14 protein-coding genes are annotated in these 18,443 nt (G+C 59.9%); 4 read left to right on the top strand and 10 right to left on the bottom strand.

The genetic code is table 11. The annotated features are described in order from the left end of the window. Positions 1-815: 815 nt before the first annotated feature. Both R3C19_13725 and R3C19_13720 read left to right on the top strand, forming a co-directional pair. Positions 816-2,021 (top strand): M20 family metallopeptidase, encoded by a 1,206-nt coding sequence (locus tag R3C19_13725; GenBank protein MEZ6061398.1) that lies wholly within the window; start codon positions 816-818, stop codon positions 2,019-2,021. Beyond that, positions 2,005-3,597 carry a GNAT family N-acetyltransferase gene (locus tag R3C19_13720; protein MEZ6061397.1) on the top strand — a complete coding sequence of 531 codons (1,593 nt, stop codon included), beginning with the start codon at positions 2,005-2,007 and terminating at the stop codon, positions 3,595-3,597. Before R3C19_13725 ends, R3C19_13720 begins: the two co-directional genes overlap by 17 nt. A gap of 21 nt (positions 3,598-3,618) precedes the next feature. Here the strand turns inward: R3C19_13720 and R3C19_13715 are convergent, their stop codons facing one another. Then, positions 3,619-6,357 carry a cation-transporting P-type ATPase gene (locus tag R3C19_13715; protein MEZ6061396.1) on the bottom strand — a complete coding sequence of 913 codons (2,739 nt, stop codon included), beginning with the start codon at positions 6,355-6,357 and terminating at the stop codon, positions 3,619-3,621. A 68-nt stretch (positions 6,358-6,425) separates the two neighbouring features. After that, positions 6,426-6,773, bottom strand: coding sequence for a hypothetical protein (locus R3C19_13710; GenBank protein ID MEZ6061395.1), 348 nt, complete (start codon positions 6,771-6,773; stop codon positions 6,426-6,428). A gap of 374 nt (positions 6,774-7,147) precedes the next feature. Here R3C19_13710 and R3C19_13705 point away from each other — a divergent pair, with 374 nt between their 5' ends. Then, a complete protein-coding gene (locus tag R3C19_13705) occupies positions 7,148-8,146 on the top strand; it encodes a hypothetical protein (protein ID MEZ6061394.1) in 999 nt (332 codons plus the stop codon). 71 nt (positions 8,147-8,217) lie between these two features. Here the strand turns inward: R3C19_13705 and R3C19_13700 are convergent, their stop codons facing one another. The 8 genes from R3C19_13700 to R3C19_13665 form a co-directional block, all read right to left on the bottom strand. After that, the gene (locus R3C19_13700) at positions 8,218-10,047 is read right to left on the bottom strand and encodes a V-type ATP synthase subunit A (protein MEZ6061393.1); all 1,830 of its coding nucleotides are present in this window, start codon (positions 10,045-10,047) and stop codon (positions 8,218-8,220) included. Further along, a complete protein-coding gene (locus tag R3C19_13695) occupies positions 10,028-10,696 on the bottom strand; it encodes a DUF2764 family protein (GenBank protein MEZ6061392.1) in 669 nt (222 codons plus the stop codon). The genes R3C19_13700 and R3C19_13695 overlap by 20 nt, the downstream gene beginning before the upstream one ends. Before the next feature lie 60 nt (positions 10,697-10,756). Continuing rightward, positions 10,757-11,338, bottom strand: a complete 582-nt coding sequence (locus R3C19_13690) for a Uma2 family endonuclease (protein MEZ6061391.1) — start codon at positions 11,336-11,338, stop codon at positions 10,757-10,759. A gap of 533 nt (positions 11,339-11,871) precedes the next feature. Beyond that, complete coding sequence (locus R3C19_13685; protein MEZ6061390.1) at positions 11,872-12,540, bottom strand: hypothetical protein; 669 nt, start codon at positions 12,538-12,540, stop codon at positions 11,872-11,874. A gap of 49 nt (positions 12,541-12,589) precedes the next feature. Next, entirely contained in the window at positions 12,590-13,045 is a 456-nt protein-coding gene (locus R3C19_13680; GenBank protein MEZ6061389.1) for an ATP synthase subunit C, read from the bottom strand. Positions 13,046-13,047: 2 nt separating this feature from the next. Then, positions 13,048-14,805, bottom strand: a complete 1,758-nt coding sequence (locus R3C19_13675) for a V-type ATPase 116kDa subunit family protein (protein ID MEZ6061388.1) — start codon at positions 14,803-14,805, stop codon at positions 13,048-13,050. A gap of 39 nt (positions 14,806-14,844) precedes the next feature. Further along, positions 14,845-15,459, bottom strand: coding sequence for a V-type ATP synthase subunit D (locus R3C19_13670; protein MEZ6061387.1), 615 nt, complete (start codon positions 15,457-15,459; stop codon positions 14,845-14,847). A gap of 3 nt (positions 15,460-15,462) precedes the next feature. Continuing rightward, positions 15,463-16,785 carry a V-type ATP synthase subunit B gene (locus tag R3C19_13665; GenBank protein MEZ6061386.1) on the bottom strand — a complete coding sequence of 441 codons (1,323 nt, stop codon included), beginning with the start codon at positions 16,783-16,785 and terminating at the stop codon, positions 15,463-15,465. Positions 16,786-17,349: 564 nt separating this feature from the next. Here R3C19_13665 and R3C19_13660 point away from each other — a divergent pair. Further along, positions 17,350-18,225: a hypothetical protein gene (locus R3C19_13660; GenBank protein ID MEZ6061385.1), complete on the top strand. Its 876-nt coding sequence runs from the start codon at positions 17,350-17,352 to the stop codon at positions 18,223-18,225. The last annotated feature ends 218 nt before the right edge of the window (positions 18,226-18,443 follow it).

Raw genomic sequence — 18,443 nt, 5'->3', positions numbered from 1 at the left:
CGACGAGCTGTTCAACAGCGCCTTCGAGTCCGATGGCGACGGCGACATCGACGTCCTCGACTACTTCGCGTTTCGAAGCCGCTACCGAACGGTTCTGAACCCGTAATCACCTCTACCGCCAACTGCCCCCCGGTTCGCGGCCACCCGGTTTCCGTTGGTGGCGGAAACAGCGGACTTGCATCATCCTTCCGGGACTTTCCATTGGCGGCGGTTGCCGTCGTGGACGACCTAAAAGGTGACTGACGAGAAATCGATGGCGACGATTGTGTCTTGGGGGTTCTCTGGAATTTGCGTGTATTCGTGAGCTACTTCTTTCGCTGTACCTGCATTGACCTTCGAAATAAGAATTTGCTTTTCTGAATCGGCTGCGGGAAATGATGAAATTCCTCCTTGCTTGTGCGATTCTGGCGGCGGCATCGTCTGGGGCAGTCGGCGGCATCATGTACGCGTTCGATCAGACGAACGACACCGTCGCCCCCGGTGGAACGGTCGATGTCCGAGTCTTCTTGCATCAGGATGGCGCGGACACTCTACTCACGGATGGCGGATCAATGCGGTGCATCTCAACGACTGACGTCACAACGCGGCGTCGGAGGTTTTGTTAGGGGTTCTTAGTCTTCGGCTGAACGAAGGAACGCGTCCGGGACCGAATACGTTCGACGTCGCCGGCGGCTTCGGTGTTCGCGATCGTTGCGACCGCTGGCTGTCCGTGGTTCGCGAACACAAAGCCCGGACAACGGTCACCCCCGGCGTGTTGCACACTGCGGAATGCCGACCTTACGCTGATTATGTCTGATTGAAAGTTCAACGAATGGATGTGGTTTCCGATGAACTGTTCCGGGAGCTGGTGCAGGTGCGGCGCGATCTGCACCGCCATCCGGAACCAGGCTGGAAGGAGACTCGCACGGCGGAGAAGATCTGCGAATTTCTGGACAGGCACGGGATCAGCTATCGCCGCGGCGTCGCCGGCACGGGAGTCGTCGCGGATATTCCCGGAGCGCCCCGACGTCATCGTCGCTGTGCGAGGCGACATGGATGCGCTTCCGGTTCAGGAAGAAACCGGTCTGGAATTCGCCTCGGAAGTCCGCGGCATGATGCATGCCTGCGGTCATGACGGTCATACGACGATGGTGCTGGGTGCTGCGGTGCTGCTGAAGGATCGTCGGCTTCCGGCGACTGTACGACTGATCTTCCAGCCGGCAGAAGAAACGGGGCTTGGCGCCAGCCGCATGATTGACGAAGGCGTCCTGGACGGTGTTTCGATGATCTTCGGTGGCCACGTCGACCGCCACTACGACGCCGGCTGCATCGCGATTTCGTCCGGCCCCGTGAACGCTTCCACGGACCAGTTTGAAATTACCATTCGCGGTGGTGGCGGTCATGCGGCGCGTCCTCACGAAGCCGTGGATACGGTGGTCGTTGGTTCGCTGCTGGTCATGGCGCTGCAGACAATCGTGTCTCGGGAGGTTGACCCCGCGCATCCGTCTGTCGTTACCGTCGGTGAATTCCATGCCGGCACGGCTCCCAACGTCCTGTCCAGCCTTGCCGTCCTGCGCGGCACGATCCGGGCTCAGGAGGAATCCGTTCGGCGTCACCTGAAGACGTCGATCCGGCGGATTTCTGAATCCATCGGTCAACTGCATGACACCGCGGTCAGTGTGGAGATTCACGAAGGGACGCCGGCGGTTGTCAATTCCGAAGACATGATTCAGCTTGCGACGCAGGCTGCGATCGCCGCCGTGGGAGCGGAACGTACGGTTTCCATGCGAGCAGCCAACATGGGCGGCGAAGATTTCGGGTTCTACCTGCAGAAGGTTCCGGGGTGTTACGTCCGTTTTGGATCGCTCGTGCCTGGCAAGGAGGGCTATCCCGCTCATTCCAGCCGCTTCGACTTCGACGAACAGGCGCTTGCGGTCGGTGCGGCGTGGTTCGCGGCCGTCGCGGAAATCGCCGGTCAGCGGATGACTTCCCGCACGGGTCTTCGACAGACAGAGGTGACGACGGATGCCGGAAGTTCGTGAAGCCAAAGCGTCAGATGTGCTCGGCATCCGTGACGTCTTCATGACGACTTACGGCGAGGAATATCCGTATCACGAATTCCTCGAACCCGACGCGTTGACGCGCATGGTGTTCTCTGACAACAGCATCCTGCTGGTCGCCGTGGAACCGGAATCGCAGAAGGTTCTGGGGACCGCTTCGGTTGTGATGGACGTGGGAGCGTTCGGAGATCTGACCGCGGAATTCGGGCGGCTGGCCGTTCATCCGGACGCGCGCGGGCAGGGAGTCGGCGGGTTGCTGATGGAAGCACGCCTTCGATATGCCCGCGACAGAATTCACGTGGGCATCGTTGAAAACCGCGTGGCTCATGCATTCTCGCAGCGAATCTCGCTCCGCTACGGGTTCGTTCCGGTCGGCTTCCTGCCGTGGAAGCTAAGGTTCATCGGCCGGGAAAGTGTGGCCCTGTATCTGCAGCATTTTGGTGAGGCCGTCGCGTTGCGGCGAAATCATCCGCGAGTCATTCCCGAAGCGTTTCCTCTGGCGGAATTTAGCCTTCGCAACCTTGGAATCCGCTGCGACGCCGTCGTTACCGACTCCGCCGTTTCTTATCCTCACATCGAAGACTTCGAACTTCAGGAAATGTCCACCGACGGATATGCCACACTATTGCGGCTGCAGCGGGGACGAGTTCACCGGCGGGAAGTATTTGGTCCGGTGCGACTGCACTACGGCCTATTTCAGCTTCAGGCCCGGCGCTGCAACTATCTGATCGCCCGAAGAAGCGGGACGATCGTCGGAGCCATCGGCTTTCTGCACGACAAGAATGAAAAGTCCGTGCGAGTTGTGGAATTGCTGTCTGTCGATGATCAGCCGATTCATTTTCTGATCCGCAGCCTGGAAACGTCCTGCCGGGAAGACTGGCAGGTTGAATACATCGAAGTTGACGTCAACGCGTACGCGCCGCAAATGCAGCAGACGTTTCTGGAATGCGGCTTTCTTCCCTGTGGATACCTGCCGGCCATTGTGTTTCATGAAGTCGAACGGCTGGATTCGGTGCGAATGGCACGGCTGCTGGTCCCGCCGGAGATCCCGGAGCCGGAAGTCACGGAACTCGCCGGGCCGATCGCCCAACACGTTCTTTCCCGGTTTCGCCGCCAGGGAGTTGTCCCGGCAGTGTCGGAAGCGATGGGCGAAGTTGTCTTCTTCGAAGGCATGACGGATGAACAGGCCGTGACTGTGGCGGAAATCTGCAGAACGGCGACATACCAGGAGGGAGATGAAGTGTTTCGCGTTGACGGCGAACCTGCGGAAATGTTTCTGGTGCTGCGCGGCCGAGTCGGCCTGTTTGCGCCGGGACAGACGAGTCCGTGCGGCATTGTGGAACGTGACCTGATCGGAGAATCATCCATAGTGTCGCCGCGAGACCACACGCTGGCCGCGCGAGCTTTGTCGGACTGTCTGCTGGCAGTGATCGATCGCGGACGGCTGGAACAACTGTTACGTCGCCGGACGGATATCGCCATGATTCTGTATCGCAACCTGGCACGTAGTCTGGCTCAGAAGCTTCGCCGCAGCCGATCGGAATGCGACCTGTACTGATGACGGATCCGGCCGGGTTGGTTAATTCCGCCGCCGAAGTCTGCGGGAGACCGCTTTTTCCGCTTCCACCAGCAGCAACAGAGCGGCACTGGCAGCAGCGACTCGCATCCACATCCAGCGCGTCAGCGGCTGCACTTCGAACAATGAATTCGCCAGCGGCCAATACGTGAAGAGGCTCTGAAATACCAGCACGGCCGCAACGCCCCACCAGGAGACCGAGTTTCCGAAAAGGCCCGCGCGATTCAGAATGGAGTCTGTCAGATGGCGGCTGTTGAACAGGTACGCGACCTCGAAAAAGACGATCACGTTGACCGCCACAGCGCGTGCGACTTGAACGCTGTGGCCGGCTCGCACTTCGAAAAAGAACAGCCCGAACGTCCCCGCCGCCATCAGAATCGATACGTAAACGATTCTCCAGATCAGCAACCGGTCGACCAGCGGTGACTTCGGATTTCGCGGCGGCTGATGCATCACGTCATGGTCGATTGGATCAAAGGCCAGCGTGATCGCCAGCGCCACGGTCGTGACAAGATTGATCCACAGAATGTGCAGCGGCAGAATCGGCAGCGTGATTCCCATCAGCAGCGCCGCGACAAGCGTCAGGCATTCGCCGCCGTTGGTCGGCAGGATAAACAGGATTGTCTTCTTCAGGTTGTTGAAGACGGTGCGACCCTCTTCCACCGCCCGCTCAATGCTGGCGAAGTTGTCATCCAGCAGGACCATTTCGGCGGCCTCCCGGGCGACTTCCGTGCCCGTGATTCCCATCGCCACGCCGATGTCCGCCTGTTTCAGAGCGGGTGCATCATTGACGCCGTCACCGGTCATGGCAACGACTTCGCCCTGTGCCTGCAGCGCCTGAACCAGCTTGAGTTTCTGTGCCGGCGAAACGCGCGCGAACACGTCCGCTTCGGCAGCGGTTTTGCGGAACGTTTCATCGTCGAACGCATCCAGCTCCGTTCCCGTCACAGCGCCGTGGCCGTCGCTGATGCCGATTTCCCGGCCAATGGATCGAGCTGTGGCGATGTGATCTCCGGTGATCATCTTGACTCGGATTCCCGCCGCGTGACACTTACGAACCGCCGTCACCGCTTCGTCTCGCGGCGGATCCATGATTCCCACCAGTCCCAGCAGCTTCAGTTCGGACTGCGTGTCGTCCGGGTTCAGAATCGTCAGTTGCGCATCGACCTGCTTTTCGGCGATTGCAAGAACTCGCAGCCCTTCCGACGCCATCTGTTCCGCGATGCCCTTCCATGTGACCGCGGCAAACTCCGCATCGTGGTGCCATTCCTGGCTGCAGCGAGACACCACGGCCTCCGGCGATCCCTTCACAAAGATCACCGCGCTGCCGGACGGATTCCGGTGCAGCGTGGCCATGTATTGGTTATCGGCTTCGAAAGGCATCACGTCTGTTCGAGGTCGCGTCCGGCGGAGATCATCGACCGACAGTCCGGCCTTCTCCGCCAGCACCAGCAGCGCACCTTCCGTCGGGTCACCGTCGATCTTCCACTGCCCGTCATGATGTCGCAGGCTGGCGTCGTTGCACAGAACGCCGGCCCGCAGCAGTTCGCTGAGTTCCGGCGCGGCTTCGAGCCCGACAGTGTTCTGCTGACTGTCGAGGACGGTTCCGGTGGGTTCGTAGCCGGTACCGGTGACGGTATAGCGACCGGCCGCTGTGGCGATTCGCGTCACCGTCATTTCGTTGCGAGTCAGCGTGCCGGTCTTGTCGGTGCAGATGACGGTGGTGCTGCCCAGGGCTTCAACGGCCGGCAGTTTGCGAATCACCGCATTCCGCGCGGCCATACGCTTCACGCCGATGGCCAGCGCGATCGTCATGATGGCGGGCAGACCTTCAGGAATCGCCGACACAGCCAGCGCGACTGCGGACATCAGCATCACCAGCGGAGTCTGTCCCGAGAGGACTCCTGCGATGAAGATCACAACGCAGAACACGATGATGGCGACCGTGATGACGTTGCTGAATTCCGCCAGACGGCGAATCAGCGGCGTGTCGACTCCGCGGACGTCTTCCAGCATTCCGGCGATTCGGCCGATCTGTGTGGCGTGGCCGGTGGCGACCACCATGCCGGTTCCGGTGCCCGCGGTGACAAGCGTCCCGCCGAATGCCATGTTGCGTCGATCTGCCAGCGACACGTCACCTTTCAGAACGTCGACGCACTTTTCCACGGGCAGAGATTCTCCCGTCAGCGGCGCTTCGTCGACCTGCAGATTTCTGGACTGAATCAATCGCAGATCGGCCGGCACCTTGTCGCCGCCGTGAAGCACGACGACATCGCCCGGAACGAGTTCGGATGTCGGAACACTGGTCTGTTTTCCGCTGCGCAGCACGATCGCCTGAGGCGCCAGCATCTTCTTCAGGCTGTCGATCGCCTGCTCGGCTTTCGATTCCTGAATGAAGCCGATCACGGCGTTGATGACGACAACGCCCAGAATAACGCCGGCGTCGATCCAGTCACGCAGCGTCACCGTGATGACCGCCGTCACCAGCAGCACGTAGATCAGAGGATTGCGGAACTGAAGCAGCAGCCGAAGAAGTGCCGACGTCCGCCTTCGTTCCTCGATCAGATTGGGGCCGTAACGCAGCAGGCGTCTGCGGGCTTCGTCCGCAGAGACGCCGACCTCGGACGACCGCAATCGGTTCAGCACATCAGCGGCCGACTGCAGGTGCCAGTCAGCCGCCTCATGTGCCGTATGCGAACTGTCAGCCGCTGGGTTCGGGGCGTTTTGGTTGATGGCGTCCACAACTGTTGGCCTGTCGACCAGAGCCCACTCAACACTTGTCTGCGGCGCGGTTCAGCGCATCACTGCCGCTACCAGCGGTAAATGCGTCGAGGTCTGCCGCCGTAGTAAACTCGCACCGACGGGCCTCGGTAACCGCTGCGAAAGCCGACACTGTAGCGCGGTCCCGCGTAGGCATACGAAGGAACATAGCGATACCGATACGTGTACCGCGGCACCGGCGGATAGTAGACCGGGGCCGAATAGTAGTACACCGTCGACGGATAATACGCCGGCGCAGAGTAGTAAACCGGCGGCGAATAGTAGCTCACCGATGCCACCGGCTGCTGGTAGGTGATGATCTGAAATCCCCGCGCCGTGGCCGGAGCGACGCAGCAAAGTCCAGCGACCATCAATCCAGAAATGATGAAATGTCTCATCACAGTCTCCCTTCGAAAATCAGCCACGGAAACACCAACACCGGCCCGCGCGGTCTGTTGTGGAGGCGGCAAACGGTATGCCGATAAGGCGCGATTCTCACAGCGCAATGTGCTGCGCGGCAGCGGACGTCGCCACGTTCACCGCCGTGGGTTGTGAGTCTCGCCGAAGTGAATGATCTCGCGAATCTGCGGCTGGCAGACAAATGCGCCGCCTGGCTGCTTCCACGCCCGAATCCACGCAATGAAAAGGTGTGTCGACTGGCGCACGTGTGCGTTTCGGGATCGCAATGCACCGCCGTGTCAGCAAAATCCCGACACGCCGGCGACCATCGCCGCACCGGCGCGGGAAGATTCGGATGCACAAACCGTGTAAGATGCCTGCAACAGCATTCACCCGCGGAATTCAGACGGGAGCCGGATCCATGATCGACTTTGACTACCTTCACAAGGGACTGTACGGGCTTGCGAATGCGCACAAAGCCAGTGCTCTGGCCGGACATCTGGGAGCCGCCGTCGCTGCCGGGTATTTTTGGGGCGAAGACAACAGTGATCTGGATGAGGCCGTACACCTGGGAGTCGAACGTGAGCTTGACCGGATCATCAAGGGCGAAGAAGCCATCTGGTTCAATGCAAAGAAAGCCGGCATCACGTCGCACGAATTGTTCGAGCCGCTGGCTGACGAAGCCGCGGACGAAAAACTGATTCCCGTCATTGCTCAGGCGCTGGCGGAAAACATTGGCGGAACCCGGCAGTCGGGCCACAACGTCATCTTCGCATCCATCGCCATCCGCGCGCTGCATGACCACCCCGAGTACGCGACGCCGGCCATGGTGGAAGGCATTCGGAAGCTGATCCGGGGATTCAACGGAGCCACCGCGGGGCGCGGCTACTACGGGAAGGAACGCGGCTGGTTACAGGGCGAACAGGTGACCGTCGCAACCGATGACGGCTTCGAGTTGTATCAGTCGGAACAGGAAATGGTCGAAGTGGTCATCGATGAGCTGATAAGTTCCGTCGCGATTCGAAGGCAGGGTTTCGGAAGCATGTGGCACATTATCAACCACACGGCCGGCCTGACGGAGTTATCCCGTTTCGGCTACGAAGAACTCGCAAGGCAGGGCTTTGAGGCTCACCGGCATCATATTCGTCTTTGGCGAACGCTGCCGGATGTCGCATCCGATCTGGGCCCGCTGCAGCGCTCAGAACACGATCCCGGCGAACCGGCGTATTGGACCGGCGATCTGAAACGAGACGAAGCCCGGCTGACGCATCGCATCAAAACGCTTTACGGATTCCACACAATCCTGCGATTCATCGAAGACGCACAAAAGCGGAAGAAGGCGGAAGACAGCCTGCGTTTTCTGATGGCGTGATTGCCTCGGCGCTGTGCATTCTGCGGAACACGCCGCGGCCGGACCGGAGGAAAGATTGATCGCCGACCGGTTCACTGATCGATGGATGAATCCCCCGGCACGTCCGCATCGCGGGAATCCATCGTCGGCAGTTCCTCAATCTGACGCAGGTACGACTGAAACTCCTGCGAATCCTGGCGCGAGTAATTCAGATTGCGGAACAGGCCGGTCAGGCGAGTGAAATAGCTGCGGACCTGGTCTTTGTTCGTGAACAGACGCTCGCGGTCGATCAGCTTCTGCAGCAGCAGGAGCATCTGCTTCTGTCGGTCCAGCGGAACAGAGACGTCCACCTCGTCGAAGGCATCCTGCTGCAGATACGCGATGTCCAGCAGGACCGACTTCTGGTACGTCACGAAATCTTCCAGTGAAATCCCTTCTTCGCCGGTGACCTGCATCATCTGGTGAATGCCGTCGCCTTTCCGCAACAGGTCCGCCAGAGAATCCACAAGTTCCGTCCAGCCAGGATGCACCTGCGAATCGAAGTACTCGCGAAGCTGTTCGCGGTACCGGGACCAGCTGATCAGCGGATCGATCGCCGGGTACGCGCGCCGGTAGGCGCGGTCGTACGACAGTCCCAGGAACGTCTTCACGGTTCCCAGAGTCGACTGCGTGACCGGTTCTTCGAAGTTGCCGCCGGCCGGAGATACCGTGCCAACCATCGTCAGACTTCCGGAACGGCCGTCCGGACACGCCAGCACGCCCGCTCGCTCGTAGACGCTTCTGATCGCGGAATCCAGATATGCCGGATAGGCTTCTTCGCCCGGAATTTCTTCCAGCCGTCCGGACGTTTCCCGCATGGCCTGAGCCCATCGCGAGGTGGAATCCGCCAGCAGCAAAACGTCCAGTCCCATCTGCCGATAGTATTCGCCCAGAGTGATTCCCGTATAGATCGAGGCTTCCCGCGCGGCGACCGGCATCGACGACGTGTTGCAGACAATAATCGTGCGATCCATCAGCGAACCGCCCGTGCGCGGATCCTGAGCGTGAGAGAACTCATTGATCGTGTCAACGACTTCGCCCGCCCGTTCCCCGCACGCGACCACAATGACGAGGTCCACCGCCGAATAGCGAGCAATCAGCGTTTGAAGAACTGTCTTGCCCGCGCCAAACGGTCCCGGAATACAGGCCGTGCCGCCTCGCGCGACGGGAAAGAACGTGTCGATGACTCGGATCGTGGTCACCAGCGGGCCGCTGGGGTATCTGCGTTCGACCTGCTGACGGCTGAGCATTTCCGACGGCAGAGGAACCCGCACCGGCCACCGCTGCCTCATCGTCACCGGCCTGTCCGCGCGTCCGTCATGAACGCGGGCGATCGGTTCGTCGACACTGAAGCTGCCTCCCTGAATCCACGTCAGTTCCCTCTGGCCGGCCAGGTCGAAGGGCACCATGATTTTGTGTTCGATGCCACGTTCTTCCACCGTTCCCAGAACATCGCCGGCCCGAACGCGGTCGCCCGCTCGTCGTCGCGGCACGAACGACCATTTGTGTTCCGCGTCGAGTGAATCCACATAATGGCCGCGGCGCAGAAAGATGCCGTCGCGGCCGGCCAGCGTCTCCAGAGGATTCTGCAGGCCGTCGTAGACCGTTCCCAGCAGCCCCGGACCAAGCGACACAGACAGCAGCCGGTGAGTCAGTTCGACGCGATCGCCGACGCGCACTCCGGGAGTGTCCTCAAACACCTGCAGATCGGCCGAACGGCCGTACACGCGCACGACCTCGGCCTTCAATCGCCCGTCGCCCGTGCAGACAAAGGCGACTTCGTTCTTCACGATGGTTCCGTCCGGAACGTCAATGGACACAATGTTGCCGTTGACTCCGGACACCGTCGCCTGGGCCGGTGCTTCAGTGGTTGATACCGCCATGATCTCCAATCGCTTCCGTCAGAAGTGTTGCGAACCGCTCGCGTCCTGTTGCTTCATCAAGCCGTGTCCAGCGATCCACGATTTCCCAGCGAGCCAGATAAAGCAATATGGTCTCGAACGAAAAATGATAACGGTCCGCCTGGCGGCTCCAGCGATTCCAGTTGCTCAGCAGCAGTTGCCGTTCGGCCCGCTGAGGTTCATTGGCTTCGAAGTGTTCGCGGAACTGTGGAATCCAGGGATGCCGCCGAGCCAGCGCGAAGTCGGGGTGAGTCCAGTGTCGCGAAATATGGTCGACGAACTGTCCCACCTCGGTCGGCGGAGGCTGTTCCAGGCGGCGCCGACGAAACGCACTGGTGATCGTCCGCACGTCCATGCGGTGAGAAATAATATCCCGCAGCAGTTCGTTGGAAATTGTGCTCATTAGCCGATCGTATTCCAGACGTACTTCTTCGTCGGTGCGTTCCCGATGCTGCCGATCCCACAACAGAAAACTCTGCATCTGATCGACGACCGCTCTGTCGTCATCGCCGAGAATCGACAGCCGCTGCTGCAGTCGAATCCGACTGATCGGCACCTGCTCGACTTCAAACGACCGCGGCATGTGCGGCAGACTGGCAACCAGCATGTAGTAGTCGGTCGAAGATGTCACGGTTCGACGAATCCTGGTACCATGAATTCCGGTGCAGGCAGCTTCAAAATTCAGGTGATGTCACCGCTTGCTGCCTGGCATGGCGAAGAACTCGGCGACGGGACATTCGAAATCCGCCAGGCCTGCCTCGCCGCGGATCGTGTCGGCATCCGTCAGCAGCTTTGATTGCTGCCCGGCCCGGCAGATACTGACATCTTTGGCTTCCGGATCAACGACCCACACAACCGGCACACCGTAATCCAGCAACTGGCCGACTTTGCTCATCACTCGGTTCACCCGGTCATTGGGAGACATGACCTCCACAGCCAGCAGCGGCGGCTTCGTCGAATACCGGCGTTCCATATCGTCGGCGGTTTCGTCGTCGTCATAGAACGTGACATCCGGACCATGCACACTGTCGGGGTCGCGTTCGATAATAAGCCCCGAGTCGTTGGTGCAAACGTAACCGTGACCGCGACGCTTCGAAAACTCTCGAAGAATGCCGGCCACATTCCCGCAGACGAAGCCGTGATATTTTCCTGGTGGCGGCACTTCGATCACCTCCCCGCGATCAAGTTCAAAAGATCGGTCAATGTTCTCCGGCTGATGGACCCAGTCGAAGAACTGTTCCGCGGTCAGCTGATTTGTCGAAATGGTCGACATCACAATGCCTTGCTTTGGAAACCGTGTAAGCGTCCGTGTGCGATGATACCCATCTTCAGTGTCGCTGCTGGTGTTGAGAACTCAAGCCGAACCGTGCCGTGCGAGGTGGATTTCCAACGACTCCCGTCGGTCTCGTGGGGCAACGAAATATGGCCCTTCCGGGGAATGGGGGTGTTGCTGATGGATCGGTCGATGAAGGCTTGCGGATGTTCGCCGACATTCCTGCGGAGACTTCGATCGCATCTGACGTTGCGATCCGACATCCGTGCGTTTCCGGTTGTTGATGCCCGGAGGGCAGGCACAACGTCAGCCGGAGCCGACAGGCTCCGGAAGCTGGTGTCTCCGCGTCCGCAGGCCTGAAGGGCCGACACATCCACTGCGGTGAAAGCTGTATCGCCCCTCCGTCGGGGCTCTTGCCAGGAATTCCGCGCCTGACCGGTGGCTGACGCCACCGGCTGAGGTTGTGTCGGCCCGCCGGGCCTGAAACGCTGTTCCATCAACAACCCCATTTTCCGGATGAGCCCGAAACACCCCTATTGCACGATGCCTTCCATCATCGCCCGGAACCTTGGCGTCAGGTGACGCAGCAGCAGGGTCGCGATGGATCTGTCCGTCAGATCGATTTCGATGTCGTCGTCCTTGAGAGCGATGCGAATCCCGGGAGATTCGTCGTCGCGAACGCCCACGTCCATGCCTTCGCGCAGCATGTCCTTCATGATCGTGACGACGTAGTGGCTGAGCGTCCCTTCTTCCGCTTCTTCCGGATTGCGACGCAGCTCTTCCAGCCCGACCGATTCGTTGGGCAGCAGAATCTGAGCCGTCCTGTCGGCCGACGGAGCCGCGCGACCGGCGACTTCCAGGATCAGTTGTTTTAGGAAGTCTCCGTTCCGCAGTTCGTGACTGACCAGATGCCGGATGCGATCAGCAAACTGCCTGGCGACGTCTGCTTTCAGGCTCAGCATCGCGTCACGGACGGCCAGTTGGACGGCTTCTTCGCCAGCCCGCTTTGTATGGCTGGCTTCGTCGCGTGCCTTCTGGACGATCTGCTCCGCCTGCTGCCGAGCGGTCTCGAGACGCTGTTCGGCCTGGCGACGCGCGTTCTCCACGATTTCGTCGGCTTCGGTCTTTCCGGTCGCCACGCCTTCTTCGCGCAGCCGCTGAATGAGATCGTCGACGCCGGATGTGATACGGTCTGTCGTCATATAACAGTCAGTCCTGAATGGCAAATGTTGTCTGCTGTGTGCGTCGCATCTATTCCCCACCGCCGGGGATTCCGCCGCCGACGATCATCGCGAAGATGAAGGCAAACACGGCGAAACCTTCCACGATCGCGGCCGGAGCGACCGACAGACCGAAGACTTCCGGTTTGGACTTCGTTGTATTGATGGCCGCCGCACAACACGAACCCTGGTACATCCCGCTGAACAGCAGAGCCAGACCGACCAGCAGCCCAATCGAGAAGAATCCGGGAGCCGCTTCCATCGTCACTGCGCGGTTGAACTGCATCGTGACCACAATCCCATAGATCGTCTGCGACGACGGCAGCGCCGATAGCCCGACCAGACGTCCGTAGCCGCTTTCGACGTCCAGCAGCGCTCCGGCGGCCGCCTGACCCGCGCGAGCACAACCGATCATGCTGCCAATCGCGCCCAGCGCTGTCGGCAGAAACACGCCCGCCCAGCCCAGCAAAAGTATGATGCTGTCCATAACTATTTCACCCTCTTACGAAACGGCCGAAACGGAAACCCTTCGCCTTCCAGTCCCCAGCCGAAGAATTCGATACAGTTCAGACGCAGTCCGTGAACCACGCCGCTCATCACGATCAGCACAAAATTCAGACTGTGACCGATCAGCAGCACGAGAAGGGCCAGCAGACTGCCGACACCCGCGGTGCCACTCGCCTGATGGGACAGGTCATTGAATGTGATGGCAAGCTGAGCACTCGCCAGGCCCAAGGCAAACAGCCGCAGATAGCTCAGCACGTCGCCGAAGGCTTTGGAAATACTCGTCAGCGACAGGATGCCATCAACCAGCCGCAGTCCGTGATCTTTCAGTTTCGCTCCGGCAAACGGCCGCTGGCTGCTGAACAGGAGGACGGCGACACCTCCGACAGCAATGGCCCAGCCGCCGAAGATTGACAGGGCATTCTGAGGCTCGATGCCGGCCCTGCCGAATCCGAATGCCAGGCCACCGGCCAGGACTGCCACCCATCCCAGCGATCCGATCATGCGCAGGGAATGCCGTCGGTGCCAGGCCAGCACCAGATTCGCGATCACCAGATGAATGACTCCCACCGCCACCGAAATCAGCATCATCAACCGCGTGTCGGTCGCGTCGATGACATGCAGTGTTCCCGCGAACGATGCGTCACTCGGCGTCACACCGAAATAGCTTCCCACGGCAACACCGTAAGCGACGGAAGCCCCCACGACTGCCAGGACAAGTTTTCTCAGCCGCCGTCCGCCATCCATCCGGCCGAGCCGTTTCCAGACCAGCAGCAGGACGACGGCCAGCAGCGCAGCGTAACCGGCGTCGGCCATGATCATGGCAAAGAACAGACTGAACGATACAAACACGATCGACGACGGATCCCAGTCGCGATAATCGGGCGTTGTATAAAAGGTCACGGCCTGTTCGCCGCCTTCGGTGACGCCGGAATTATGCAGCAGCGTCGGCGGGTGATCGTCGTCGGCAGGAGCTTCCACGGTCAGCGACATTGCTTCGTCGCGGCAGAATGCTTGAAGCTCGTCAAGCCGCGGCTGCGGCACCCAGCCCTGAACGACAAACAATGAGGGATCGTCCCAGGCACGTTCGGCCGCGTGCCGCAGTTCCGCGCGGTCTTCGGCGATCGCGATCGCTCGCGACAGCAGCGCGTTCCACCTTGTCAGCGAGACCCGGCGAAAGTGCAGTTCTTCAAGCTCCGCATCGACAGACTTCAGTCGTTGTCGCAGTTCTGACAGCGGCCTGTCGTCCAGGCGGACTCGCGGCACCGGCATGTCGGCCGGTTCGCTTTCGTTGACGACAGCAACATAATCAAACCGGTTGTCGCGAGACACCACCTGCCACGCTTCCTTGCGACTTGTCAGTTCGGCACGGCGATGATGCGGAAGAATGTAGAACCATAATTTCAGCGAACGGAGTTCTCCGTTGTTCGGCAGTCGAAAATCGCCCCACGGCTGCAGATTTTTCACGGCCAGCAGTAACTCGTCGCGTTCCTCGTTCAATTCCTGTTCGTGACGTTCCAGTTTCAGCGCCTGATGCACGATGCCTTCAAAGTCAAAGTCAGATTCGTCTGTGGCCTGCCGATGATGCTCGTGACAGGTCTGCAGATACCGAACGGCGCGGAGAGTTTCGGTCGAGATATCGTGCGGCGGACTGCTCGACTTTCGACGACCACTCAGATCCAGCAGGTGTATGCAACCCAGCTTCTGCAGCCGGTCCAGCTGACTCCTGCTTTTGCCGCGCACTGCCGATCAGGCAGACTTTGCGAACCGGGACAATTGCCATCAGCCGAGCCTCCTGGATTGCGCTGTCTGCTGGCGTTTGGCTTTGGCAATTTTGGAACGCACAACGGCCGTGCGTTCGGCATCGGCCAGGTAGATGCGAATCCGCTGAATGTTTTCCTCCGCGCGCGGAATGAGCACTTTTTCGAACAGGTTCACTCGCTGAGTGATTTTTCGAACAGCTTCGTTCAATCGTTGGACACGTTGTTGTTCGACGTGTTGTCGCAGGCTGAGTCGCGCCATTGATTCCAGTAGTTCCACCAGCAGATCGACCCAGAACGGCTTCGCCAGCATGGAATACTCCTGCCGACGAAACGTCACGTTCCCCAGCGTCGGCAGTCGAACACCCAGGACGTTTTCTTCGCCGAAGTCCGCGGATGCCACTGTCACAAGTCCGGACAAATCCTGCTCGCTTGCTCCGAGCAAAGCGAACAGCTCAGCGTTCTCAGTTTCCAGGTGAGCGATCTCGCGTTCGGTTGCGGCGATCACACTTTTCGCCTTTTGAAAATCGGCGATCAACTGCTGTCGCTTCAGATCGAGCGATGGCAGAAACCTGTTGTACATCGCCAACTGGTCGCGTTGTTGTTTGAGCGATGTTTTGTTGATTGCGAGAGACATGGGTCAACTCTCAACTCTTCCAAAGTACTTATCCACCAGTGACTGCTTCATCAGCAGTTCGTCGGCGTCAAAACATTCGGCGAGTGTCTTCCAGCTCAGGTCCAGAGCGTCATTGAGCGGCATGGAAACGTCGATATTCATGAATCGGTCGACAAACAGTCTTCCAAACCGCAGCAGCTTGTGGTCGAACGCCGACAGGTCGAAGGCCATGGCCTGTTTCTTTTCCGCTTCTTTGGCTCCTGAATACAGTCGGATCATTGTGTTCATGACCTGAGCGTGATCTTCGCGAGTCACCTTGCCGATGACCTGCTGCTTCAGTCGAGACAGTGAACCAAACGGATCGATCATGCCGTCGTGCAGATAGAACTGACCTTCCGTGATGTAACCCGTGTTGTCGGGTACCGGATGCGTCACATCGTCGCCGGGCATTGTCGTCACAGCGAGAATCGTGACCGAGCCCGCTCCCTTGAAGTCGCAGGCTCGCTCATAGCGCTGGGCGAGCTGCGTGTAGAGGTCGCCCATATAGCCGCGGTTGGACGGAACGCGTTCCATGGCGATGCCGATTTCCTTCAGCGCGTCGGCGAAGGCTGTCATATCGGTCAGCAGAACAAGAACTCGCTTGCCTTCTTCCACCGCGAAGCGTTCGGCCACCTTCAGAGCCATGTCGGGAACGAGCAGCCGTTCGACGATGGGGTCGGATGCCTGGTTCACGAACATCACGGTCCGGCCAAGAATCCCTTCGTCCTCGAACGTTGTGCGGAAGAAATGATAGTCGTCGAAGATCAGCCCCATGCCGCCGAAGACGATGACGTCCGCGTCTGCCTGAATGCCGATGCGCGCGAGCAACTGGTTGTACGGTTCACCGGCGACGGAGAAGATCGGGATTTTCTGACTTTCGACCAGGCAGTTGAACAGGTCGATCATGGGGACCTGAGTGTGAATCATCTTCTGCGGCACGACGCGCATTTTGGGATTCACGGAAGGGCCGCCGATGGGAATCTCGGGTTCACCGGAAAGATCGGGTCCGTTGTCAATCGGTTCGCCCGAACCTCGAAAAATGCGTCCGGCAATCGCCGGAGAAAACGTTACCTGCATGGAATGTCCGGGGAAGCTTACGCGCGACTTCGTGGACAATCCTGTTCCGCCGGAAAAAACCTGCAGTGAAACGATGTCGCGGTCCAGTTCGATGACCTGAGCCAGCGACGTCCGGCCGTCGGGATTCTCCACAACCGCCAGCTCACCAAATCCAACATCTCGGGCACGCACCTTGAGAATGTCACCAACAATCGCCAGAACGCTGGTGTATCGGACAAGGTCGGAAATCATGGCGGCGGGTTGCTCCCTGATCAGCGGCACCTCGGAACAACGCTCGATCGCTGAAGCGGCCTTCCCGCGATCGGCACCGGCGGACAGGCGTCGTTATAGCGACAGCGGCTGACGAGCCGGGGAAAGGTTTCGCGATTCTTGCCCATCATCCTTCCGTCGTCAAACCGCGCCGATACATCGTCGGCCGGAGGCAGTGACGTGAGTGCCGCCAACACGCCGCATTCCCGGAAGAGCCACAATCGTGCGCCATCGGCGCGCTTAACTGCACACAGCTCGGGTTAGAACAGCCGAGGAGCCGGACGTCCCGTCTGACGAATTCTCAGTTCGTTAACGAAGAGTCACTCGCTGGGTGACGGCGACAGGCACCGGGCATGCGTCGCGGGAACAGGCTGTTCCGCCGTGAATTGGCGTTTGCAGCGGGAGTCCATTCGTTCGACTCAAGCGTGCCTTGTGCTGAACGTGCCAAAAACGGTACGTGGTTTGCCTGTCGGAAATGCTGTGTGCAGTGTCCGTCCGGATTCCGGAACAACATCGGGTTCACAGAGTTCATAGCGGAGCGACAACATGGCGATCGAACACATCATCACGCGGGGCGGTTCGTTTGATTCAGAATTGAGTCCGCCGAATCACCGTGACAACGGTTCGACACTGACGCTGATCGTGAAGTTTCACCTGTACCAGCTCAATCCTCGCGGCACCGATCACCGCGGATCGTTCAATGACTCTGGGAACACCTATCAGATCCAGCGGTGGGATCCCGGAGACTGGGCGGTGTTTCGCAGACGGTTTGACGATACCTGCGAACGCATCTGGTCGCGTCGTCTGTTTCTGACGCCGCCGGCCACGCTTCCGAATCTGGCCGAACTGAGGGCTCCCGGCAACGACGAGACAACTCCCTTTCCCTACGTCACCTGCGCTCTGGACGTGCAGGTCGTTGATTCGCTATCCGAATCTCACGTCACCATCGGCTGTTACTACCTTGCGCCGGATGAAAGACACGTGTTTCGATCGTGGATCCAGCGATCGTCCGGCCGCGATCGAGGCCGGTTCTGCAACCGCGACTTCCTTTCGGAGCCAGGTTTCGAAGGAGCCGTGTACCAGGACTTTCACACTCTGGCTCATGAAGTGGGACACATTCTGGGACTGGATCATCCCGTCTGTCCGGGCAACGCAATGATTTGCTACGGAGCGCCGGGATCACCGGGCTACGAGTCGGTGATGGGATTCGGGACGAATGTTCTGCCCGCGTTCGCCGAACCCTGGCGGCGTCGCATGGGGCTGCATGTCGGGCATTCCACGAATTCCGGCTGGACGCAGAGCATGACGAATCCGCACTACGACGCCCAGGCGACGCTCGATCGCCTGATGGGCCGCGCTGGTCCACCGCGGCATCCGTCGTGTCGTCCGGGAATGCGGCCCGGCCCGCACCTGCCGCCATAGGTGCCGGGAGAATATCGGTTCCCGGTGCAGGGCCTGCAGGATTATCGAACCCGGTTTCGATGCAGACCAGACCGGCTGCAGATGTGCCACCGGCGCTTGTGAGGGCGCGGCTCCTGCCGACCCGCGTGTGCCTCACCGAACCACACAAGTATTTGGGTCGAAAAAGGGCTCTTCGGCGAAATGGGGAGACGTCTGCGGAACGACAGCAGTTCCGGTGC

It is taken from the genome of Planctomycetaceae bacterium (assembly GCA_041398785.1).
In the GTDB taxonomy this organism is placed as follows: Bacteria; Planctomycetota; Planctomycetia; order Planctomycetales; family Planctomycetaceae; genus JAWKUA01.
This window is presented reverse-complemented; position numbering and strand designations above follow the sequence as displayed.